The organism is Ramlibacter sp. AN1133 (assembly GCF_037890035.1).
Classification (GTDB): Bacteria; Pseudomonadota; Gammaproteobacteria; order Burkholderiales; family Burkholderiaceae_C; genus Ramlibacter.
The window spans coordinates 85,767-105,740 of record NZ_JBBKTQ010000005.1 but is presented as its reverse complement, the minus strand read 5'-3'; the positions used below and the strand labels follow the sequence as shown (position 1 = coordinate 105,740).

The following is a 19,974-nucleotide window of genomic DNA, read 5'->3' as shown; positions in this document are numbered from 1 at the left end:
GATGGCAAGCGACAAGCAACCGGTCACCCCGGAGGAGCTGCAGGCGGCGCTTGCGCACAGCCGGCACGAGTCCGAAGAGCTGCGCGCGGAACTGGAGGAAACCAACCGCGGCGTACTCGCGCTCTACGCGGAGCTGGATTCGCAGGCGGACCAGCTGCGCGAGGCCACCGAACTCAAGAGCCGCTTCCTGGCGTACATGAGCCACGAGTTCCGCACGCCGATCAACTCGATCCGCAGCATCACCCGCCTGCTGCTCGATCGCGTCGACGGGCCGCTGACGCCGGAACAGGAAAAGCAGGTCTCGTTCATCCAGCAGAACGCCACCGAATTCGCGGAGATGGTGGACGACCTGCTGGACCTGGCGAAGGTGGAGGCCGGCCGCGTGGAGATCTCGCCGGCGTGGTTCGAGATGGTGGACCTGTTCTCCGCCCTGCGCGGCATGTTCAAGCCGGTGCTGACCAACCCCGACGTGCACCTCGTGTTCGAGGAGCCGCACGACGTGCCCACGCTGTACACCGACGACCGCAAGCTGTCGCAGATCCTGCGCAACTTCATCTCCAACGCGCTCAAGTTCACGCCGCGCGGCGAGGTGCGCGTGGCGGCGAGGTTCGAGGGCGACGAACGCGTGACCTTCTCGGTGTCGGATTCGGGCATCGGCATCGCCCCGGAGTTCCACCAGTCCATCTTCGAGGACTTCTCGCAGGTGCAGTCGCCGCTGCAGAAGCGCCTGCGCGGCACCGGGCTGGGCCTGTCCCTGAGCAGGAAGCTCGCGCAACTGCTGGGCGGCAGCGTCACCCTGCACAGCGAGCCGGGCAAGGGGTCGACCTTTTCCGTCACGATCCCCGTGCGGATGGAAGGCGCGCCGCCACCATGATCTCCGCCGAGGCGATCAACGTCACCATCGACCGCGGTGCCCACACGGTCCTGGTGGTCGATGACAACCCGGCCACGCGGTATTCCACGGGGCGCGTGATCCGCGCCGCCGGCTTCCGCACCACCGAGGCGGGCAGCGGTGCCGAGGCGCTCGCGATGGTCCCGCAAGGCGTGTCCGCCGTGGTGCTCGACGTGCACCTGCCCGACATCGACGGCTTCGAGGTGTGCCGCATGATCCGCGCGCAGCCGGCCACCGCGCTGCTGCCCGTGGTGCACCTCTCGGCGGCCTACGTGCGCGACGAGGACCGCGTGACCGGCCTCAACGCCGGCGCCGACGCCTACCTCGTGCACCCGGTGGAACCGGCCGTGCTGGTCGCCACGCTGCAGGCGCTGATCCGCGCGCGGCTGGCCGAAGACCAGCTGCGGCGCAGCGAACAGCGCTTCCGCGCCATCTACGACCAGGCGCAGAGCGGCATCGCGCTGCTCGACGAACAGGCGCGCTTCGCCGACGCCAATCCCGCCATGCTGCGGATGCTGGGGCGCTCGCGCGACTCGCTGCTGGGCGTGGCCCTCAGCGATCTCGTGCCCATCGACTGGCGCGAACGGGTGCAGGCACAGCTCGTCGCGGAGACGCCGGAGCGGCCGCCCTGGCGCGGCGAATTCCCGTTGACGGGGGCCCATGGCGAGCCCGTGCACCTGGAATGGAGCGTCTCCTCGCACGTGGAGCCGGGCGTGCGCATCGCGATCGCGATCGACGTGTCGGCGCGCCACGAGCTGGAGCAGCGCCGGCGCGAGCTGCTCGAGCGCGAGCAGGCCGCGCGGCAGGTGGCCGAACACCTGAGCCGCACCAAGGACGATTTCATCGCGGTGCTGTCGCACGAGCTGCGCACGCCGCTGAACGCGATCATCGGCTGGGTGCACATCCTCAAGCGCCGCGGCACCACGCCCGAAGGCACGAAGGGGCTGGACGCGATCGAGCGCAACGTGAAGACGCAGGCGCGCATCATCTCCGACATCCTCGACGTCGCCCGCATCAACTCGGGCAAGCTGCGGCTGGACCGCGAGTGGACCGACCCGGCCGACCTGGTGATCAACTCCATCTCCGCGCTCTCGGGCAGCATCGCGGAACGGCGGCTGCAGGTGGAGACGCAGGCGGAAGGCGCCCACGCGCCGGCCTTCCTGGATCCGGCCCGCTTCCAGCAGATCGTGTGGAACCTGATGACCAATGCCATCAAGTTCTCGCCCGAGGACGGCCGCATCCTCGTGCGGCTGCAGCGCGAGGACGACCGGCTGCAGCTGTCCGTGCAGGACTTCGGCCAGGGCATCAAGGCGGAATTCCTGCCGCACCTGTTCGACCGCTTCACGCAGAGCGATTCGCCCGGCAACCGGCGCCACGGCGGGCTGGGCCTCGGGCTCTCGATCGTCAAGCACCTGGTCGACCTGCACGGCGGCCGGGTCCAGGCGGAAAGCGCGGGCGAAGGCCACGGCACCTGCATGCGCGTGGACATGCCGGCCGTGCCCGTGACGGATGCGGCCGATTTTTCCGACACCACCACCGCCGGCGAACTCACCGAGGAAATCGACGGCACGCCGCTGCAGGGCCTGGACGTGCTGCTGGTGGAGGACGACGCCGAGGCCAGCGAGATCCTGGGCGTGGTGCTGGCCGACCGAGGCGCGCGAGTGCGCAGCGCGCGCGACTACGACAGCGCGGTGCGCGCCGTGCAGCAGGCCTGGCCCGACGTGCTGGTCAGCGACATCGGCCTGCCCGGGCGCGACGGCTACGAGCTGGTGCGGCGCGTGCGCGAGCTGGAACGCGCCCGCGCGGGCGGGCATCTGCCGATCATCGCGCTCACCGCCTTCGCGCGCCCGCAGGACCTGCGCAAGACCCTGGACGCGGGCTTCGACCTGCACCTGTCCAAGCCGCTGAAGCCGCACAAGCTGGTGGAGGCCATCACCCGCAGCCGGCGCCCCGCCGCGGAGGCCTAGCGAGCCATGCGGCAGTGGAGCGGGCCACCCGCGCAGCACCTGGTCGCCGCGGTGGGCGGCTTCGTGCTGATCGCCGCGGTGTCCACGCTCGCGTTCGGCACGCTCACGCCGATCTGGTTCTCCAACGCGATCGCCGTCGTCGCGCTGCTGGTGCACCCACCGCGGACCTGGCCCTGGTTCCTCGTGCCGATGGTGGCCGGCGATGCGGCATGCCTGCACTTCTTCGGCCACGGCCCGGCGCTGCTGCTGGCCGGGGTGGACCTGCTGGAGATCCTGCTGGCGGCGCTCGTGATCCGCGCCACCGGCGGCATCCGCTTCCCCGTCTTCGAGGGCGCGCAGGTCGCGCGCGTGGTCGTCACCGCGCTGCTGGTGCCCGTGGTGAGCGCGTCCTGCGCGGCCTGGGCCCTGCAGGCCACCGTGGGCGTACCCTTCGCCACCGGCTGGCGCGCCTGGTATTCCGCCACGGCGCTCGGCCTGCTGATCGTCACGCCCTTCCTGCTTTGCTGGCTGGATCCGGGCCTGCGTGCGCAGCTCTACGCGCGCGCCACGTCCCGCCGCGCGGCGGTGCTCGCGGCCGGCGTGCTGCTGGTGGGCTGGCTGGCGCAGACCGACCTGCACGAGGCGCTGTTCCTGCTCGCCTTCCCCGTGCTGTTCGTGCTCACCTGGTTCCATGGGCTGGCGGGGGCGACCCTGGGCATGTCCGCCATCGGCATCGCGCTGCTCTGGGCCACGCCGCAGGGGCACGGCGGCATCGCTCACATGCTGGCAGGCGAGACGCTGCTGGTGCAGATCGAGGCCGCGCAGGTGTTCCTGGCGGCGCTGCTGCTCTCCAGCCTTCCGCTGGCGGTGCTGCGGCTGCAGCAGGCCCAGCTCGAAGAGCGCCTGCGCCGCGCGGGCGAGGCCCGCACCGAATTCCTCGCCGCCATGAGCCACGAGATCCGCACGCCCATGACCGGCGTGCTGGGCATCGTGGACCTGCTCGCCACCGAGCCGCTCACGCCGCGGCAGCAGCGCTACGTGGAGGCGCTGCGCTCCTCCGGGCGCCACCTCCTGAGCGTGATCAACGACATCCTGGACTTCACCCGCATCGAGACCGGGCGCCTCGAGCTGGAGGAGGTCGACTTTCCCCTCGGCGACGTGCTGGAGCGCGTGCGTTCGCTGGCGCACCCGCTGGCCGTGGAGCGCGGGCTGGCGCTGCAGGTCGAGGAGGACCACCGCCCCGAGCAGTTGCTGCGGGGCGATCCGCTGCGGCTGCGCCAGGTGCTGCTGAACCTCGTGAGCAACGCGATCAAGTTCACCGACCAGGGCAGCGTGTCGGTGGCCGTCACGCGCAGCGCCCAGGAGGATGGCCGGCAGCGCGTCGCCTTCGAGGTGCGCGACACGGGCGTGGGCATCCCGCCGGAGAAGATCGAAGGCCTCTTCGGCGCGTTCACGCAGGCGGACCGCTCCATCTCGCGCCGCTACGGGGGCAGCGGCCTGGGGCTCGCGATCAGCAAGCGCCTGGTGGAGGCCATGGGCGGCGAGATCGGCGTGGAAAGCGCGCCGCGGCAAGGCAGCGTGTTCCGCTTCGCGGTGCCGCTGAAGGCCGGCGATGCGCGGGGGCTGCGGACGCAGCGGCAGGACCCCGTCCAGCCCCTGGCGGTGCAGCGCATCCTCGTGGCCGAGGACGTGGAGATCAACCGCGAGATCCTGCGCGCGGTCCTCGATCGCGCCGGCCACCGGCTCACCTTCGCCACCACCGGCGCCGAGGCGCTCGAGGCCGTGCAGCGCGAGCCTTTCGACGTCGTGCTGATGGACGTGCAGATGCCCGTGATGGACGGCGTGGAGGCGACGCGCCGCATCCGCCGCCTGCCGCCGCCGGTGGGGCAGGTGCCGATCATCGGGCTCACCGCCAACGTGATGGCGCGCGAGCGCGAGCAGTACCTGGGGGCCGGCATGGACGACTGCCTGCCCAAGCCGATCGACTGGGACCAGCTGCATGGCGCGCTCGCCCGCATTGCCGGCGCGGCGCCGGCGCCCGACCCGGTGATGGATACTGCGGCCGTGGAAGCCGTGCTGCTGGACGAACACACCCTCGCCATGCTGCGGCGCATGGCCAACGACGAGGAACTCGCCGAACTGCTGCGCGTGGGCATGCAAGGCTACGAGGACGCCTGCGCGCAGATCGAGCAGGAGGGCGCGAGCGCCGACACGGTGGCGCGGCAGGCGCACAAGCTCAAGGGCTCGGCCGGCACGCTGGGGCTGGCGGCGATCAGCGCGCTGGCCATCCGCCTGGAGGAGTCGGCGCTGGAGGGCCCGCCGCAGCGCGAGCTCATCGTGCAGTTGCGCGCAGCGGTCGCGGCCACGCGGGCCGAACTGGAGCGCCGCGGCCTGCTGCCGGCCGTCCGGGCTCCTAATCCATAATGCCCGGCATCCACCACTTCGAGAACGACATCATGCGTTTCCTGTCCCTCGCCGTTTCGGCGTTCGCCCTGGCCGCGCTCGGCGCCTGCGCCCAGACCGGCACCGCGCCGGCGAAGGCCGCCGCGAGCGCCGCGCCCAGCCCGAGTCTGACCGGCGTCGCCAGGACGACGCTGCCCAGCGGCGTGATCTTCGAATCGCTGACGGCGGGCAGCGGCGCCTCGCCCAAGGCGACGGACACGGTGAAGGTGCACTACCGCGGCACGCTCACCGACGGCAAGGAATTCGACAGCTCGTACAAGCGCGGCCAGCCGGCCTCGTTCCCGCTCAATCGCGTGATCCCCTGCTGGACCGAGGCGGTGCAGCTGATGCGCCCCGGCGGCAAGGCCCGCGTGACCTGCCCGCCGAAGACGGCCTACGGCGAGCGCGGCGCGGGCAGTGCCGTGCCGCCCAACGCGACGCTGATCTTCGACATCGAACTCCTGTCGATCAACTCGTAGGCGATTTTCCGGGGGCGGGGCTTCCCCGATGGTGCACGCGCGCGAAGCCACCACAATCGCGCGCATGCTGACCCTCTACTACGCCCCCGGCACCTGCGCCCTCGCCACGCACCTGGCGCTCGAATACGCCGGCATTCCCTACGAAGCGGTGCGCTTGAACTTCAAGGAGCAGCAGCAGCGCTCCCCCGAGTACCTGCGCGTGAACCCCAAGGGGCGCGTGCCGGCGCTCGTCACGCCGCAGGGCGTGCTGACCGAGACGCCCGCGCTGCTGCAGTACATCGCGCAGGCGCATCCCGAGGCGAAGCTCGCGCCGCTGGACGACATCTTCCAGCTCGCGAAGATGAACGAGTTCAACACCTACCTGTGTTCGACGGTGCACGTCGCGCATGCGCATGGCGCGCGCGGCTACCGCTGGACGGACGACCCGCAGGCGATCGAGGCCATGAAGAAGAAGGTGCCCCAGACGATGGGGGACTGCTTCGAGCTGATCGAAGCGCAGATGTTCCACGGGCCCTGGGTGCTGGGCGAGCGGTTCAGCACCAGCGACGTGTACCTGTACACGCTCACGCGCTGGCTGCAGGGCGACCAGGTCGACGTGCAGCGCTTCCCCAAGGTGGCCGACCACCTGCGCCGCATGGATGCGCAGCCGCAGGTGCAGAAGGTGCTGGCCGCGCAGCGGGCCTGAGCCGTGTACCAGCCCTTCGACCTGGCCGGCCGCGGCGTGGTGGTCACCGGCGGCAACGGCGGCATCGGCTACGGGATGGCCAAGGCGCTGCTCGCGGCGGGCGCGAAGGTGGCGATCTGGGGCAGCAACGCGGAAAAGACGCAGGCCGCGCGCGCCTCGCTCGCCGGGGAATGCGGCGACCCCGCGCGAGCGCATGCGTTCGTGTGCGACGTGGGCGATGAAGCGCAGGTGGAGCGAGCGTTCGCGGATTCCGTTTCGGCCCTGGGCCGCGTGGATGCCTGCTTCGCGAATGCGGGCGTGTCGAGCAAGGGCGTGCTGCTCACCGACATGACGCTCGAGGAGTTCCGGCGCGTGCAGCGCGTGAACGTGGAGGGCGTGTTCCTCACCTTGCGGGCCGCGGCGCGGCACATGGCGCAGCACGGGCAGGGCGGGTCGCTGGTGGCGACCGCCAGCACTGCGGCGGTCGAGGGCGCGGCGCGCAATGCGCACTACGGGGCATCGAAGGGCGCCGTGACTTCCATGGTGCGGGCGCTGGCGGTGGAGCTGGCGCGGCATCGCATCCGCGTGAATTCGATCCTGCCGGGGTGGATCGAAACCGAGATGACGAAGAAGTCGTTCTCGAATGCGCGCTTCGCGGATGCCGTGTTGCCGCGCGTTCCCGCGCGTCGCTGGGGGACGGTCGACGACTTCGGCGGGATCGCGGTGTATCTCGCGAGCGAGGCGTCCTCGTACGCGACCGGGGAGCAGTTCCTCATCGACGGCGGGTATACGAAGTTCTGAGGTTCCGCCGCCGGCCGGGGGCGGCGCGGCAGGGCGTGCCCGGCTACCGGCCCCGCAGCGCGGACTCCAGCGGCGCGAACTGCTCGTTGCCCACGGCATCGCGGATCTTCGGGGAGAGCGCGAGCAGGTCCTCGTAGCTGGTGGCCCCTTCGACGGCGAGGTTCAGGCGCAGGCCGCGCAAGCCGAGGCTGGCGGTGAGTTTCGTCGCAATGGGGTAGGCCGCCGCGTAGCGTTCCCGTCGCGAGGGGGCGGGGCGCGCCTCGGCCTCGGCCGCTGCCTGCGCCTGCGCACCCCGGGCCGCGTCGGCGATCAGGGCCAGCTCCAGCAGGCGCTCGACATCCTCGGTTGCGACGCCGGAGCACTGCACCACCTCGGTGAGGCTGCGCTTGCCGTCGACGACGATCAGTGCCGCACGCTGGCGCGGCGTCAGGGGCACGGACCGGTCCTTCAGGACCTGCTGGCCGGCCTGCGTCTTCACAGGAATCATGTCGCTCCTCCCGTCGAACGCCGCGTCCCTCACGCGGCGGGAAAATCCTCCTCGAAGAACTCCATCGCCGCCGTCGCGCCGCTGGCGCGGCGCTGCGCCTCGTTGCCTCGCAGTTCCACCCGCCGGATCTTCCCGGAAATGGTCTTCGGCAGTTCCGCGAACTCGAGCCGCCGGATGCGCTTGTAGGCCGGCAGCTGTTCGCGCAGGAAGGCGAACAGCTCGCGCGCCATCTCGCGCCCCGGCTCGCGGCCGGGGACGAGCACGATGAACGCCTTCGGCACGGCCAGGCGCACGGGGTCGGGGCTGGGAACGACGGCCGCTTCGGCCACGGCCGGATGCGTGATCAGCACGCTTTCGAGTTCGAAGGGGCTGATGCGGTAATCGGACGCCTTGAACACGTCGTCGGTGCGGCCCACGTACGTGATGTAGCCCTCGGCGTCGCGCGTCGCGATGTCGCCGGTGTGGTAGGCGTTGTCGCGCATCGCGTCCGCGGTGCGCTCCTCGCTGTCGATGTAGCCGTCCATCAGGCCCAGGGGGCGCGCGTCGAGCGGCAGGCACAGTTCGCCCTGGTCGCTCTCCTTGCCCTCCACGTCCAGCAGGATCACCTTGTACCCGGGCAGCGGCCGGCCCATGGACCCAGGCTTGACGGCCCGGCCGGGAGGGTTGCCCACCTGCGCCGTCGTCTCCGTCTGGCCGAAGCCGTCGCGCAGCTCGAGATGCCAGGCCGCCCGCACGCGCTCGATGATCTCGGGATTGAGCGGCTCGCCGGCGCCGATCACCTCGCGCAGCCGCAGCCGGCCCGCGTAGGCGCCCAGGTCCTCCTGGATCAGCATGCGCCAGACCGTCGGCGGCGCGCACAGCGAGGTCACGCCGTGCGCGCACAGCACATCGAGCAGGGCCCTGGGCTGGAAGCGGCGATAGTTGGAAATGAAGATGCAGGCGCCCGCATTCCAGGGGGCGAAGAAGCAGCTCCACGCATGCTTCGCCCATCCCGGCGAGGAGATGTTCAGGTGCACGTCCCCGGGCTGCAGCCCGATCCAGTACATGGTGGACAGATGTCCCACCGGGTAGCTCTGGTGCGAGTGCAGCACCAGCTTCGGCTTGGCCGTGGTGCCCGAGGTGAAGTACAGCAGGAGCGGGTCCGTCGCCCTGGTGATGCCATCGGGCTCGAACACGTCGGCATGCGCCTCGGGAGCGTACTCATGGCATCCGGGGGCAGCGCCGCCGACGCTGATGCGCCCGCAGCCGGCGGGCAGGTCCGCGAACTTCTCCGCGTTCGCCGCCCCGGCGATCGCGAACTTCACGTGGCCGCGCTCCACGCGATCGAGCAGGTCCTGCGCGGTCAGCAGCGTGGTGGCGGGAATGACCACCGCCCCGAGCTTCATGGCGGCCAGCATGATCTCCCACAGCGCCACTTCGTTGCCGAGCATCAGCAGGATGCGATCGCCGCGACGCACGCCTTCGGCCCGCAGGAAGTTCGCGGTGCGGTCGGATCGCGCCGCCAGCTCCCGGAACGACAGCTTGCTCTCCTGCCCGTCCTCCTCGACGATCCAGAGGGCCGGTGCGTCGTTGCCGGCAGCCAGGACGTCGAAGTAGTCGAGCGCCCAGTTGAATTCGTCCAGCACCGGCCAGCGGAAATCGCGATAGGCGGTTTCGTAATCCGTGCGGTGCGCCAGCAGGAAGTCGCGGGCGCGCAGGAACGGGGTTGCAGGGGCCATGCTCTTCTCCTCCTTGACTGCCTCCCTGGCAGGCGGTGACGGCAACACTGCGCGAACGATACGCCGTTTGGCAGCGGCCGCCAACGCTGGCCGGCGCAGCGGGGCTGGCGTGCCTGCGGCGTAGGACAGGCGCCTCCCAGGATTGGAAGTTCACCGTCGTGCCTTGGCCCGGGCCGCCTCCATCTGCGTTCTCGAGGGCATTTCTTCGCCCGACACGCAGGAGAGATCGATGACCAAGCTGAACGAGCAGCAGCGCGACGGCCTTGCCGACGCCCAGTTCGCCTTCGAGAAGCAGCGCAAGGAACCGCTGGAAAACGCGAGCCACGTCCGCAACGCCGTGGCCCGGTTCAACCAGGTGGAGGGCGTCACCGACGAAGAGCGCGATGCCGCGTGGAAGCGCATCCAGGGCGCAGCCAGGAAATTCAACGTCGAGCTGCACGAAACCAGCTGGCGGGAAATCGGCCGCAAGAAGACCTGAGCGTCGGCCTTCCAAGGAGGGACTCACCGGCGGCCGGGCGCAGCCCTATCGCTCATCGACGTGGCAGGTGCTGCGTTTCATGCAGTCCCGCAGCGCCCTCGGGCGCTTGATGGCGCCGCTGCGCTCGTCGAACTCCGCCACCGCCAGATCGAGCGCGCCCCGGCGCTCATGCTCCTCGACGGGCAGCCACGGCGCACCGAGCGCGGCCCACTGGGCGTCCGTCAGCGGCAACTCGCCCGTGAGGAAGACCTGGCGGCAATCGTCGCCCGTGAGGAAGGCTGCCTCCAGCGCCTGGCCGCCATCCCCGGCTCGTGCCAGCCCGTGCGCCAGGGTCTGGTCGAAGACGACCAGGTCTCCCGGTGCCAGCGCCAGTTGGAGGCCCGCGTGCGGCATCACGAAATCGACCTCGGAGAGATCGAGCGCAAGAAGCCAGAACAGGCAGCGGGACCAGCGACCCCTGACGTCGTTGTGGAAGCCCGCCCCGCGGGAGGCGAGATAGTCGATCCGGGTGGCAACGCTGCTGCGGTACGCGGGCAGTCCGTCCCCCAGGACACCGGTCAGTCGCAGTGCGCCGGCGATGCTTCCGACCAGGTCGGCCACGCCCGGCGCTGCGGCCGCCAGCTCCGTGGGGGTCGTGGTCGCATAGTCGATGTCCGAAAACGCCTCGGTCCTGGTTCGCGCACGGCCCTGCGCCGCCAGGCTCGCCAGCGCGCCGGGATCGAGAAATCCGGTGCGAATGACGTGGAGGCGGCCGTAGGGCGCGCGGGCATCGAAGGCGTGGCAAGGCTCCTCGCTGCGAACCGCGAAGGCGCGAAAGGGATGGGGCACGCGATACGCATCCGCGGCGACGATGCGATGGACAGGCACCGGTGGCATCCCGCCATTCTGCTGCCGTGGCACCCGAATGCGCCCTGTGTCACAATCCCGCCAGCTCCGGGGTGTACGCGACGCGTGCTGAGATCCAGACCCGTGAACTTGAACCGGTTCAGACCGGCGGAAGGAGAGCTGCAAGCCTGACCCTCCACGGGTGAGGGGCGATCCCTTCGGAGCACACGTTTTTTCGCTCGCGAAGGAGCCCCCTTGCACACCACCGTCCCAGCCTTCCGGTACCCGCGGGTCCTGTCCATCGCAGGCTCCGACAGCGGCGGCGGCGCCGGCATCCAGGCCGACCTCAAGACCTTCGCCGCGCTCGGCTGCTTCGGCATGACGGCCATCACCGCCCTGACCGCGCAGAACACCCTCGGCGTGCGCTCCATCCACGCCGTGCCGCTGCAGGTCCTCGCCGACCAGATCGACGCGGTGGTCGAGGACATCGGCGTCGACGCGGTCAAGATCGGAATGCTGCACTCGGCCGACACCGTTCGCACCGTCGCCGCGGCCCTGCAGCGCCACGCCCTGCACAAGGTGGTGCTCGACCCGGTGATGATCGCCACCAGCGGCGCCAAGCTGATCGACGACCAGGCCATCGAGGTGCTGGTGCGCGAGCTGTTCCCGCTGGCCACCGTCGTCACGCCCAACCTCGACGAGGCGGCGCTGCTGGTCGGCCACCCGCTGCGCTCCGAAGCCGACATGCACACGGCGGCGCGGCAGCTGATCGAGCGCGGGGCCAACGCGGTGCTGGTCAAGGGCGGGCACCTGGAAGGCGACACGGTGAGCGACCTGCTGCTCCTGCGCGACGCGCAGCCGCTGTGGATGCGCGCGCCGCGCATCGCGAGCGGCAACACGCACGGCACGGGCTGCACGCTCTCCAGCGCCATCGCCAGCCACCTCGCCCTGGGCGCGGACCTCGTGCAGGCGGTGGAGGGCGCTCGCGCCTTCGTGCGCGGCGCGCTCGCGGCCGGCGCCGACGTGCGCACCGGCGCCGGCAGCGGGCCGCTGAACCACGCATTCGCGCCGCAGCCCATGCAGAAACGGCCGCTGCCATGAACCGCGAGACCGTGGCCACGCTGCTGGCCTTCATCGCGCAAGACGGCTGCAGCGACGCCGAATTCGACGCGCTGGCGCTGCGCCTGTTCGCGCAGCAGCACGCCGGCAACGCCGCCTTCCGCCGCTTCTGCCAGGGCCGCGGTGCGACGCCGCGCACGGTGAAGAGCTGGCGCGACATCCCCGCCGTGCCGATCAGCGCCTTCAAGGAGGTCACCCTGAGCTGCGCGCCCGCCGACAGCGCCGAGCGGGTCTTCATGACCAGCGGCACGACGCGCGGCGACGTGAAGGGCCGCCACTACCACCCGACGATCGCCGTGTGGGATGCGTCCTTCCGCGGCAACTTCGCGCGCCGCTTCATGCAGGGCACGCCGCGCCTGCGCATGGCCATCCTGTTCCCGAACGAGCAGGAGATGCCCAACTCCTCGCTGGCGCATTACCTCGCGCTGGCGGCCAAGGAATTCGGCACGGCCGACAGCGCGTGGTTCGTCGGGCTGCAGGGCATGGACGTCGAAGGGCTGCGTGCCTTCCTGCGCGCCGCGCAGGAGCGCGGCGAAGCCTGCGCCGTGCTGGGCGCGAGCTACAGCTTCGTGCATTTCATCGATGCGCTGGCCGCCACCGGCGAGCGCTTCCGCCTGCCCGAGGGCAGCCGCCTCCTCGACACCGGCGGCTACAAGAGCCAGTCGCGCGAGCTGCCGCTGGATGCGTTCTATGCCACGCTCTCGGCTGGCTTCGGCGTGCCGCGCGAGCGCTGCATCAACATGTACGGCATGACGGAGCTGAGCACGCAGCTCTATGACGACGGCAACGCGGTCGTGCCGTCCGTGAAGTCCGGCCCGCACTGGATCCGCTCGCGCATCGTGGACCCGCTGACGGGCCGCGACGTGCCGGCCGGCGAGCGCGGCGTGCTCGTGCACTGTGACCTCGCGAACTTCAATTCGGTCACCACGATCCTGACCGAGGACGTCGGCGTGGCCAGCGGCGACGGCTTCCTGCTGCTCGGGCGCGCCGAGGGCGCGCAGGCCAAGGGCTGTTCGCTGGCGGTGCAGGAATTCCTGCAGGCGAGCCGGGCGTGACGATGCAGGCGTGGACCGCGGGCCACCTGCCCGGACTGCGCGACGACGCGGTGGCGTGGCACACGCTGCCCTTCGGCGCAGCGGGTGAGCGGCTGGAGGTTCGCGTTCCCATGCTGCAGCCGGCGCAGCTGACGGATCTTGCGCGGCGCGTGAAGGCGGCCAGTGCGCAGCACCTCAAGACCTTGCCCGTCTCGCGCATCGTGCAGATCGTCGATGCGGCGGTGGCCCGGCTGCTCGACCCCGCCGATTCCTTCCGCCGCGAGGCCGAGCGGCTGCTGCCGGTCGTGAGCGGCTACGACGCCGAGATGGTGCGCCTGGGTCTCAACGGCTACCTGCAGACGTTCCGCGCCGCGCAGCTGCATCGCTTCGTGGCCGAGGACTTCGCCAATCCCAAGGTGCTGGACGAATTCCAGCCGGCCCTCAAGGGCGGCATGGTGCGCGCCTTCGGCCCCGACCTGCTGGTGCACAGCTGGGCGGGCAACGTCCCCGCGCTGCCCTTGTGGAGCCTGGCCTGCGGCCTGCTGGTGAAGGCCGGCACGCTCGGCAAGCTGCCCAGCGCCGAGCCGGTGTTCGCCACGCTGTTCGCGCGCCTGCTGGCGCAAGTCCATCCGCCGCTGGGAGACTGCATTGCCATCGCGTGGTGGAAAGGCGGCGACGCCGACAGCGCCGCGGCCGTCTTCGCCGAGGCCGACACCGTGCTGGCCTATGGCGGCAACGACGCCATCGCGCAGGTGCGCGCGCAGGTGCCGGTCACCACGCGCTTCCTCGGCTACGGCCACAAGCTGGGCTTCGGCCTCGTCGGCAGGACGGCGCTGGACACGCAGCGCGCACCGGCGACGGCGCGGCTGGCGGCGCACGACATCGTGCGCTACGAGCAGCAGGGCTGTTATTCGCCGCACCACTTCTACGTGGAGCGGGGCGGCAAGGTCGATCCGCGCGGTTTCGCGCAATACCTCGCCGCCGAACTCGCCAACTTGCAGCAACGCTTTCCGCGGCGTGCACTCGCACTGGAAGAGGCCGCGGCCCTGGCCGGCTGGCGGCAAGCGGCCGAACTGCGCGCGCTGGCCGACCAGGGCTGCGAACTGGTGGGCGACGCGCAGGCGGCGTGGAGCGTGGTGTACAGCGACAGCGCGCAGCCGCTCGCGCCCACTGGCGGCAGTCGGAGCATCCACGTCAGCGCGGTCGACGCGCTGGACGAGGTCGTGGCGCTTGCCGCGCCGCACGCGCGCTTCCTGCAGACGGTGGGCATCGCCTGCGAGCCGCAGCAGCTGCATCGCCTCGCGGCGGCGCTGGGGCAGGTGGGCGTCACGCGCCTGTGCGCGCTCGGCGCGATGACCGCGCCCGAGGCGGGCTGGCACCACGACGGCCGCTTCAACCTCGCGGACCTGGTGCGCATGGTGGAGATCGAGGCCTCGGCCGAACGTGCTGCCGACCGCCTCGCGCCCTATGCGCAGGAGCACCTGCCGTGAGCCTTCTTTCGCTGCGTGGCGTGCGCTTCGCGTTCCCGGGCTGGCCGCCGACGGTGGAAGGCGCGGACCTGGAAGTGGCGCAGGGCGCCTTCCATTGCCTCGTCGGCCGCAGCGGCTGCGGCAAGACGACGCTGCTGAAGCTGGCGGCCGGCCTGCTGCGGCCCGACGCGGGCGAGGTGGTGTTCCGCGGCCGGCGGCACGACGCGATCGGCACCGACATGGGCTTCGTGTTCCAGGCGCCCAACCTGCTCGAATGGCAGCGCGTGGTCGACAACGTGCTGCTGCCCGTGTCGCTGCACCATCGGCCCACGGCGGACGAAACCGCCCAGGCGATGCGATTGCTGGAGCAGCTCGGCCTCGCCGCGCACGCCCGCAAGTACCCGCGCCAGCTCTCCGGCGGCCAGCAAAGCCGTGTCGCGCTGGCGCGCGCCCTGATCCTGCAGCCGGCGCTGCTGCTGCTGGACGAACCGTTCGCGGCGCTGGACGCGATCACGCGCGAGGAGCTGCAGCGCGACCTCCTGCAGATGTGCGCGAGCTTCGGCACCACGGTGCTGTTCGTCACGCACGACATCGCCGAGGCGGTGTACCTGGCCGACCGCATCGACGTGGTCGAAGGCGGCCGCATCGTGCAGGAGATCCCGGTCGACCTGCCGCCGCGCACGGCCGCCACCCGCACCAGCGCGGGGTTCGCGCAGGCCTGTGCCCGCGTGCGTGCCGCGCTGCACCTGGAGGCGGTGGAAGCATGAACCGCATGCGCCTCGGCTCGCTGCTGCTGCTCGCGGCCTTGCTGCTCGCGTGGGAAGCCGCGTGCCGCCTGCTGGGCCTGTCGAAACTGGTGCTGCCGCCGCCTTCCGCCGTGGCGCTGTCGCTCTGGCAGGGGCTGGCCAGCGGCTATTTCTGGCCGCACCTGCGCACCACCGCGCTCGAACTGGTGCTGGGCGTGGTGAGCGGCTGCGTCGTCGGCTTCGCCGTCGGCATCGCCCTGGGCGAGTCGGCCAAGCTGCGGCAGTTGCTGATGCCGTACGTGGTCGCGAGCCAGGTGATCCCCAAACTGGCGCTGGCGCCGCTGTTCGTGCTCTGGTTCGGCTTCGGCATCACGTCCACCGTCGTGATCACCGCGCTGATCTGCTTCTTCCCCCTGCTGGAAAACACGCTGACGGCATTGCAGCAGGTCGCGCCCGAGCGCCTGGAGCTGTTCCGCATGCTGGGCGCCACGCGCGCGCAGACGCTGTGGCGGCTCAAGCTCCCCTCCGGCCTGCCCGGCATCCTGGCCGGCGTGCGCGTGGCGGTGGTGCTGGCGCTCGTCGGCGCCGTCGTGGGCGAGTTCATTGGCGCGAGCCGCGGGCTCGGCGCGCTGGTGATCGCCTCGCAGGGGACGATGGACACGTCCCTGATGTTCGCCGTGCTGGTGCTGATCGCCGCGCTCGGCATGTTCGCCTACCAGGCCACGCTGCTGCTGGAGCGCTGGCTGCTGCTGCCCTTCACCCGATCGAACTGAGGAGAAACCATGCACCGCATCGCCCGCCGCCACCTTCTTGCCGCAGTGGCGGCCGCGCCGCTCGCGGCCCTGGCGCAGAACACCCCGCCGCGCCTGGACCGCATCGTCGTGGCCGGCTGGAACAAGCCCATCACGGAGGTCACGCCGCTGCTGGTCGACGAGGACAAGGGCTTCTACCGCGCCCAGGGTGTCGCGCTGGAATACGTGCCGGGCGCGGGCAGCGCGGACGCGATCCGCAACATCCTCAGCGGCCAGGCCGACGTCGCCTTCAGCGATCCGCTGACCTTCTTCGCCGCGCTCGACAAGGGCGAGAAGCTGCGCGCCATCTACGACATCTACCCGCAGAACGTGTTCAACGTCGTGTCGCTCCAGGGCAGCGGCATCACGAAGCCCTCGGACCTCAAGGGCAAGAAGATCGGGGTGTACAGCCTTGCGAGCGGCACGCGCCAGGGCCTGCAGGTGCTGCTGCACTCGGCGGGCCTGAGCGAGTCGGACGTCACCGTGGTCGTCACGGGCCTGCTGAATTTCGCGCCGCTGATGCAGGGGCAGGTCGATGCGACGGCCGCCACCGACACGGGCCTGCTGATCGGCCGCCGCCGCGGCCTGCCGGAAGTGAACGTGATGGAGGTCGGCAAGTTCCTGCCGATGTCCAGCGACCTGTTCGTCGTGCGCGAGGACGTCTACCAGGCCAGGCGCGCGGCGCTGCAGCGCTTCCTGCGCGGTTACGCCGACGCTGCCGCGTGGATGATCGCGAAACCGGAAGAGGCGGCGCAGCTCGCCGCGAAGCGCGCCATCGACGGCACCGATCCTGCGCTCAACCTCGAGATCATCAAGCTGCGCAACGCGGCCAGCGTGTCGGCGCTGACGAAGCAGAAGGGTCTCGGCGCGCTCGATGTCGCATCGCTGCAGGCCGCCGCGGACGCCTATCGCAAGCTGGGGCTGCTGCAGAAACCGATCGACGTGGCGAAGGTGGTGAGCCAGGACTTGTTGCCCGGCCGCCGCGGAGAGCCGGGATGAGCGCCGCACGGCCGCCCGAAGGCGCTCGCCCCCTCCGCTTGCGGAGGGGGGAGGCGGAGCACGCAGTGCGGAGCCTGGGGGAGGTTGCCCAATGAACTTCGCGGGGCAGGTCGTGCTGGTGACGGGCGCCAGCCGCGGCATCGGCGCGGCGATCGCGCGCGCGTTCGCGGCGGAGCAGGCGACGGTGGCCGTCAACTACCTGCGCAACGCGGACGCGGCGGCGCAGGTGGTGGCGCAATGCCAGGCGGCGGGCGGCGATGCCTTCGCGCTGCAGGCGGACGTGACGGTGCCCGCGCAAGCCGCGCAGCTGGTCGACCGCGTGGTGGACGAAGCAGGGCGCATCGACGTGCTGGTGAACAACGCCTTCCGCTCCTATGCCTTCGATCCGGAGCAGCGCAAGGCGTTCTCCGAACTGGCCTGGGCCGACTACCAGTCGCAGTTCGAGGGCTCGGTCGGCGCAGCCTTCCACCTGTGCCAGGCGGTGCTGCCGCACTTCCGCCGGCGGGCGCAGGGCAGCATCGTGAATCTCGTGACCGATCTGGTGGCGGACCCGGTGGTTCCGTACCACGACTACACGACGGCCAAGTCGGCCCTGGTCGGCTTCAGCCGCAACCTCGCGAGCGAGCTCGGGCCGCTGGGGGTGCGCGTGAACTGCGTGGCGCCGGGCCTGGTGTATCCCACCGAGGGCAGCAGCGGCACGCGCGCATCCTTCCGCGAGGCGCTGATGGCCGCCACGCCGCTGCGGCGGCTCGCGCGGCCCGAGGACGTGGCCGGGCCGGTGCTGTTCCTGGCCTCGCCCTGGAGCGGTTTCGTCACGGGGCAGGTGCTTTTCGTCGATGGTGGACGGGTGATGCAATGAACGACAAGGATCTGGTGGTCTGCACGCTGGCCGAAGCGCGCGAGCGTGCGGGCGTCGCGGCGGAGGCGCCCGTGCTGGCGCAGCGCCTGCGCGATCGCGGTGCGCGCGCCGTGTGCATCGTGGGCGCGGGCGAGGGCCTGGACTGGATCGACACGCGCCAGGCGCGCGGCTGGCTCGCGGGCGCGCCGCGCTCCGCCGCTGCCTTCGCCAGCGCGATGCGGCAGGCCCTGGCCCAGGGCTTCGTCGCCGCCGACGCGGCGATCGTCGCGAAGATGACCGCTCCCTTCGTTTTGCCCCTCCTCTCCTGGGGCGAATCTCTTCCTCCCTCCCCCTCCGGGGGAGGACCGGGGTGGGGGCCCACCGGGTCCTCCCCGCATCCCCGCCGCCTCGACCTCTACGCCATCGTCGACTCCGCCTCCCGCCTGCGCGAAGTCCTCGCCGCCGGCGTGCGCACGGTGCAACTGCGCATCAAGAAGCCGCCGTCCCCCGACGAAGCCTGGCACGCGATGCTGCGCAGCGAAATCGAGCACTCCATCGCCGCCTGCACCGCGACCAAGGCCGAACTGTTCGTCAACGACCACTGGCAGCTCGCGCAGGAACTCGGCGCTGGCGGCGTGCACCTGGGCCAGGAGGACCTGCTCGCCCTCGGCGAGCCCGGCCGCGCGCGGCTGCTGGCCAGCGGCATGGCGCTGGGCGTGAGCTCGCACAGCCTGTGGGAGCTGGCCCGGGCGCGCACGCTCGCGCCGCGCTACATCGCCTGCGGCCCCGTGTGGCCCACCGTGACCAAGGACATGCCCTGGCTGCCGCAAGGCATGGACAACCTCGCCTGGTGGTGCCGCGCGGCGCAGGCGCCGGTCACCGCGATCGGCGGCATCCTGGAGCCGCGCCAGGTGCAGGACGTGGCCCGCACCGGCTGCGACGGCGTGTGCGTCGTGCGCGGGCTCGGCGACGATCCGCGCGCGGCCGTCCCCGCCTTCGAAGCGGCGCTGCGGGCGGGCAGGGCGCAGCCGCCCATCGATGCGCCGCAGTGGCCGCATCCGAGCCTGCCGCGCGACGCCGCCGCACGGGGGAGCTAGTGCCGCGCCTGCAGAACGCGGGCCGGCTCGCGCTCGTGCTCGCGTGCATCGTGCTGGTCGGGCTGCTGGCCTTCCAGGTCTGGACCGACGGGCCCGTGACGCGGCTCGACCTGCGCGTGACGCTGTGGCTGGCCGCGCACCGCAGCGCGGGGCTGACCGGCTTCATGCTGGCGGTGACCACCGCCCACCAGACCAAGTGGCTGCTCGCGGCCACCCTCGTGGTCGCCGCCTGGCTGGCCTGGCGCCGCCACTGGCCGCAACTGGCGCGCCTGGGCGTGGTGCCGGCCGGCATGCTGCTCAACGCGGGCCTCAAGAACGTGTTCCACCGCCCGCGGCCGCAGCAGGGCGATCCGCTGGTGCACCTGCTCACGCTGAGCTTTCCGAGCGGCCACGCGGCCGCATCGACGGTGTTCTACGGCGCGCTGTGCGCCCTCGCGTTCGCGCGCTGGCGCAGCCGCGCGATCCGCGCGCTGGCCGTGGGCCTCGCGGCCGCGATGGTGTTGCTGGTCACCTTCAGCCGCGTGTACCTGGGCGCGCACTACCTGAGCGACGTGGTGGCGGGCGTGGCGGTGGGCACGGTCTGCCTGGCCCTGTTCCTGGCGCCGTGGAGTAGATTGCGCCCATGAGCGCCCCTCCCGCACCGCTGCAGATCCGCCGCGCCCGCGCGGCCGATGCCGACGTGATCGCCGGCTTCAACATCGCGATGGCGCAGGAGACCGAGGGCAAGCGGCTGCTGCCGCAGGTGGTGGCGCGCGGCGTGCGGCGCCTGCTGGAGGAGCCGGCGCTGGGCTTCTACCTGGTGGCCGAAGCGCACGGCGATGTCGTCGCGACGCTGATGGTCACCACCGAGTGGAGCGACTGGCGCAACGGCCGCTTCTGGTGGCTGCAAAGCGTGTACGTGCGGCCGGCCTGGCGCCGCCGCGGCGCGTTCCGCGCGCTCTACGCGTATGTCACGGCCGCCGCTGCGCTGGAGCCGGACGTGTGCGGCTTCCGGCTCTACGTCGAGCGCGACAACCGCGCCGCGCAATCGACCTACCGCACGCTCGGCATGCACGAAACCGACTACCTGCTGCTGGAGCAGTTGCGCGCCGGCGTCGTCTACCTGCAGCAAGACTCGTAGCGGGCACGGACGTTGCTGTCCGTTCCCAC

General features: G+C 71.4%; 20 protein-coding genes and 1 riboswitch. Of the genes, 17 read left to right on the top strand and 3 right to left on the bottom strand.

Annotated features, from left to right (window positions below; genetic code table 11):
• Window position 1 precedes the first annotated feature (1 nt).
• The 6 genes from WG923_RS08450 (at window position 2) to WG923_RS08425 (ending at window position 7,224) form a co-directional block, all read left to right on the top strand.
• Window positions 2–874, top strand: coding sequence for a sensor histidine kinase (locus WG923_RS08450; RefSeq protein WP_340350513.1), 873 nt, complete (start codon window positions 2–4; stop codon window positions 872–874).
• Complete coding sequence (locus tag WG923_RS08445; RefSeq protein WP_340350512.1) at window positions 871–2,859, top strand: hybrid sensor histidine kinase/response regulator; 1,989 nt, start codon at window positions 871–873, stop codon at window positions 2,857–2,859. The genes WG923_RS08450 and WG923_RS08445 overlap by 4 nt, the downstream gene beginning before the upstream one ends.
• Window positions 2,860–2,865: 6 nt before the next feature.
• Window positions 2,866–5,262 (top strand): ATP-binding protein, encoded by a 2,397-nt coding sequence (locus WG923_RS08440; RefSeq protein ID WP_340350511.1) that lies wholly within the window; start codon window positions 2,866–2,868, stop codon window positions 5,260–5,262.
• A 32-nt stretch (window positions 5,263–5,294) separates the two neighbouring features.
• Complete coding sequence (locus WG923_RS08435) at window positions 5,295–5,759, top strand: FKBP-type peptidyl-prolyl cis-trans isomerase (protein ID WP_340350741.1); 465 nt, start codon at window positions 5,295–5,297, stop codon at window positions 5,757–5,759.
• A gap of 64 nt (window positions 5,760–5,823) precedes the next feature.
• Entirely contained in the window at window positions 5,824–6,444 is a 621-nt protein-coding gene (locus WG923_RS08430; RefSeq protein WP_340350510.1) for a glutathione S-transferase family protein, read from the top strand.
• Between the two features lie 3 nt (window positions 6,445–6,447).
• On the top strand, window positions 6,448–7,224 hold the full coding sequence (locus tag WG923_RS08425) for an SDR family NAD(P)-dependent oxidoreductase (protein WP_340350509.1): 777 nt from the start codon (window positions 6,448–6,450) through the stop codon (window positions 7,222–7,224).
• A 43-nt stretch (window positions 7,225–7,267) separates the two neighbouring features.
• Here the strand turns inward: WG923_RS08425 and WG923_RS08420 are convergent, their stop codons facing one another.
• Together WG923_RS08420 and WG923_RS08415 are read right to left on the bottom strand one after the other, a co-directional pair.
• Complete coding sequence (locus tag WG923_RS08420) at window positions 7,268–7,711, bottom strand: hypothetical protein (protein ID WP_340350508.1); 444 nt, start codon at window positions 7,709–7,711, stop codon at window positions 7,268–7,270.
• Between the two features lie 29 nt (window positions 7,712–7,740).
• On the bottom strand, window positions 7,741–9,429 hold the full coding sequence (locus tag WG923_RS08415; protein WP_340350507.1) for an AMP-binding protein: 1,689 nt from the start codon (window positions 9,427–9,429) through the stop codon (window positions 7,741–7,743).
• A 229-nt stretch (window positions 9,430–9,658) separates the two neighbouring features.
• Here WG923_RS08415 and WG923_RS08410 point away from each other — a divergent pair, with 229 nt between their 5' ends.
• Window positions 9,659–9,907, top strand: coding sequence for a DUF6582 domain-containing protein (locus WG923_RS08410; protein ID WP_340350506.1), 249 nt, complete (start codon window positions 9,659–9,661; stop codon window positions 9,905–9,907).
• 45 nt (window positions 9,908–9,952) lie between these two features.
• Here the strand turns inward: WG923_RS08410 and WG923_RS08405 are convergent, their stop codons facing one another.
• Window positions 9,953–10,783 (bottom strand): hypothetical protein, encoded by an 831-nt coding sequence (locus tag WG923_RS08405; protein WP_340350505.1) that lies wholly within the window; start codon window positions 10,781–10,783, stop codon window positions 9,953–9,955.
• A 48-nt stretch (window positions 10,784–10,831) separates the two neighbouring features.
• A riboswitch (TPP riboswitch) is annotated at window positions 10,832–10,926 on the top strand.
• Between the two features lie 61 nt (window positions 10,927–10,987).
• Here WG923_RS08405 and thiD point away from each other — a divergent pair.
• The 10 genes from thiD (at window position 10,988) to WG923_RS08355 (ending at window position 19,945) form a co-directional block, all read left to right on the top strand.
• Window positions 10,988–11,833, top strand: coding sequence for a bifunctional hydroxymethylpyrimidine kinase/phosphomethylpyrimidine kinase (thiD, locus tag WG923_RS08400; protein ID WP_340350504.1), 846 nt, complete (start codon window positions 10,988–10,990; stop codon window positions 11,831–11,833).
• Window positions 11,830–12,906 (top strand): LuxE/PaaK family acyltransferase, encoded by a 1,077-nt coding sequence (locus tag WG923_RS08395; RefSeq protein ID WP_340350503.1) that lies wholly within the window; start codon window positions 11,830–11,832, stop codon window positions 12,904–12,906. The genes thiD and WG923_RS08395 overlap by 4 nt, the downstream gene beginning before the upstream one ends.
• Window positions 12,903–14,375 (top strand): acyl-CoA reductase, encoded by a 1,473-nt coding sequence (locus WG923_RS08390; protein WP_340350502.1) that lies wholly within the window; start codon window positions 12,903–12,905, stop codon window positions 14,373–14,375. The genes WG923_RS08395 and WG923_RS08390 overlap by 4 nt, the downstream gene beginning before the upstream one ends.
• On the top strand, window positions 14,372–15,121 hold the full coding sequence (locus WG923_RS08385; protein WP_340350501.1) for an ABC transporter ATP-binding protein: 750 nt from the start codon (window positions 14,372–14,374) through the stop codon (window positions 15,119–15,121). Before WG923_RS08390 ends, WG923_RS08385 begins: the two co-directional genes overlap by 4 nt.
• Entirely contained in the window at window positions 15,118–15,873 is a 756-nt protein-coding gene (locus WG923_RS08380) for an ABC transporter permease (protein WP_340350500.1), read from the top strand. Before WG923_RS08385 ends, WG923_RS08380 begins: the two co-directional genes overlap by 4 nt.
• A 9-nt stretch (window positions 15,874–15,882) precedes the next feature.
• A complete protein-coding gene (locus WG923_RS08375) occupies window positions 15,883–16,890 on the top strand; it encodes an ABC transporter substrate-binding protein (protein WP_340350499.1) in 1,008 nt (335 codons plus the stop codon).
• A gap of 91 nt (window positions 16,891–16,981) precedes the next feature.
• Complete coding sequence (locus tag WG923_RS08370; protein WP_340350498.1) at window positions 16,982–17,749, top strand: SDR family oxidoreductase; 768 nt, start codon at window positions 16,982–16,984, stop codon at window positions 17,747–17,749.
• On the top strand, window positions 17,746–18,825 hold the full coding sequence (locus tag WG923_RS08365) for a thiamine phosphate synthase (RefSeq protein WP_340350497.1): 1,080 nt from the start codon (window positions 17,746–17,748) through the stop codon (window positions 18,823–18,825). The genes WG923_RS08370 and WG923_RS08365 overlap by 4 nt, the downstream gene beginning before the upstream one ends.
• Complete coding sequence (locus WG923_RS08360) at window positions 18,825–19,451, top strand: phosphatase PAP2 family protein (protein ID WP_340350496.1); 627 nt, start codon at window positions 18,825–18,827, stop codon at window positions 19,449–19,451. The genes WG923_RS08365 and WG923_RS08360 overlap by 1 nt, the downstream gene beginning before the upstream one ends.
• Complete coding sequence (locus WG923_RS08355; RefSeq protein WP_340350495.1) at window positions 19,448–19,945, top strand: GNAT family N-acetyltransferase; 498 nt, start codon at window positions 19,448–19,450, stop codon at window positions 19,943–19,945. The genes WG923_RS08360 and WG923_RS08355 overlap by 4 nt, the downstream gene beginning before the upstream one ends.
• The last annotated feature ends 29 nt before the right edge of the window (window positions 19,946–19,974 follow it).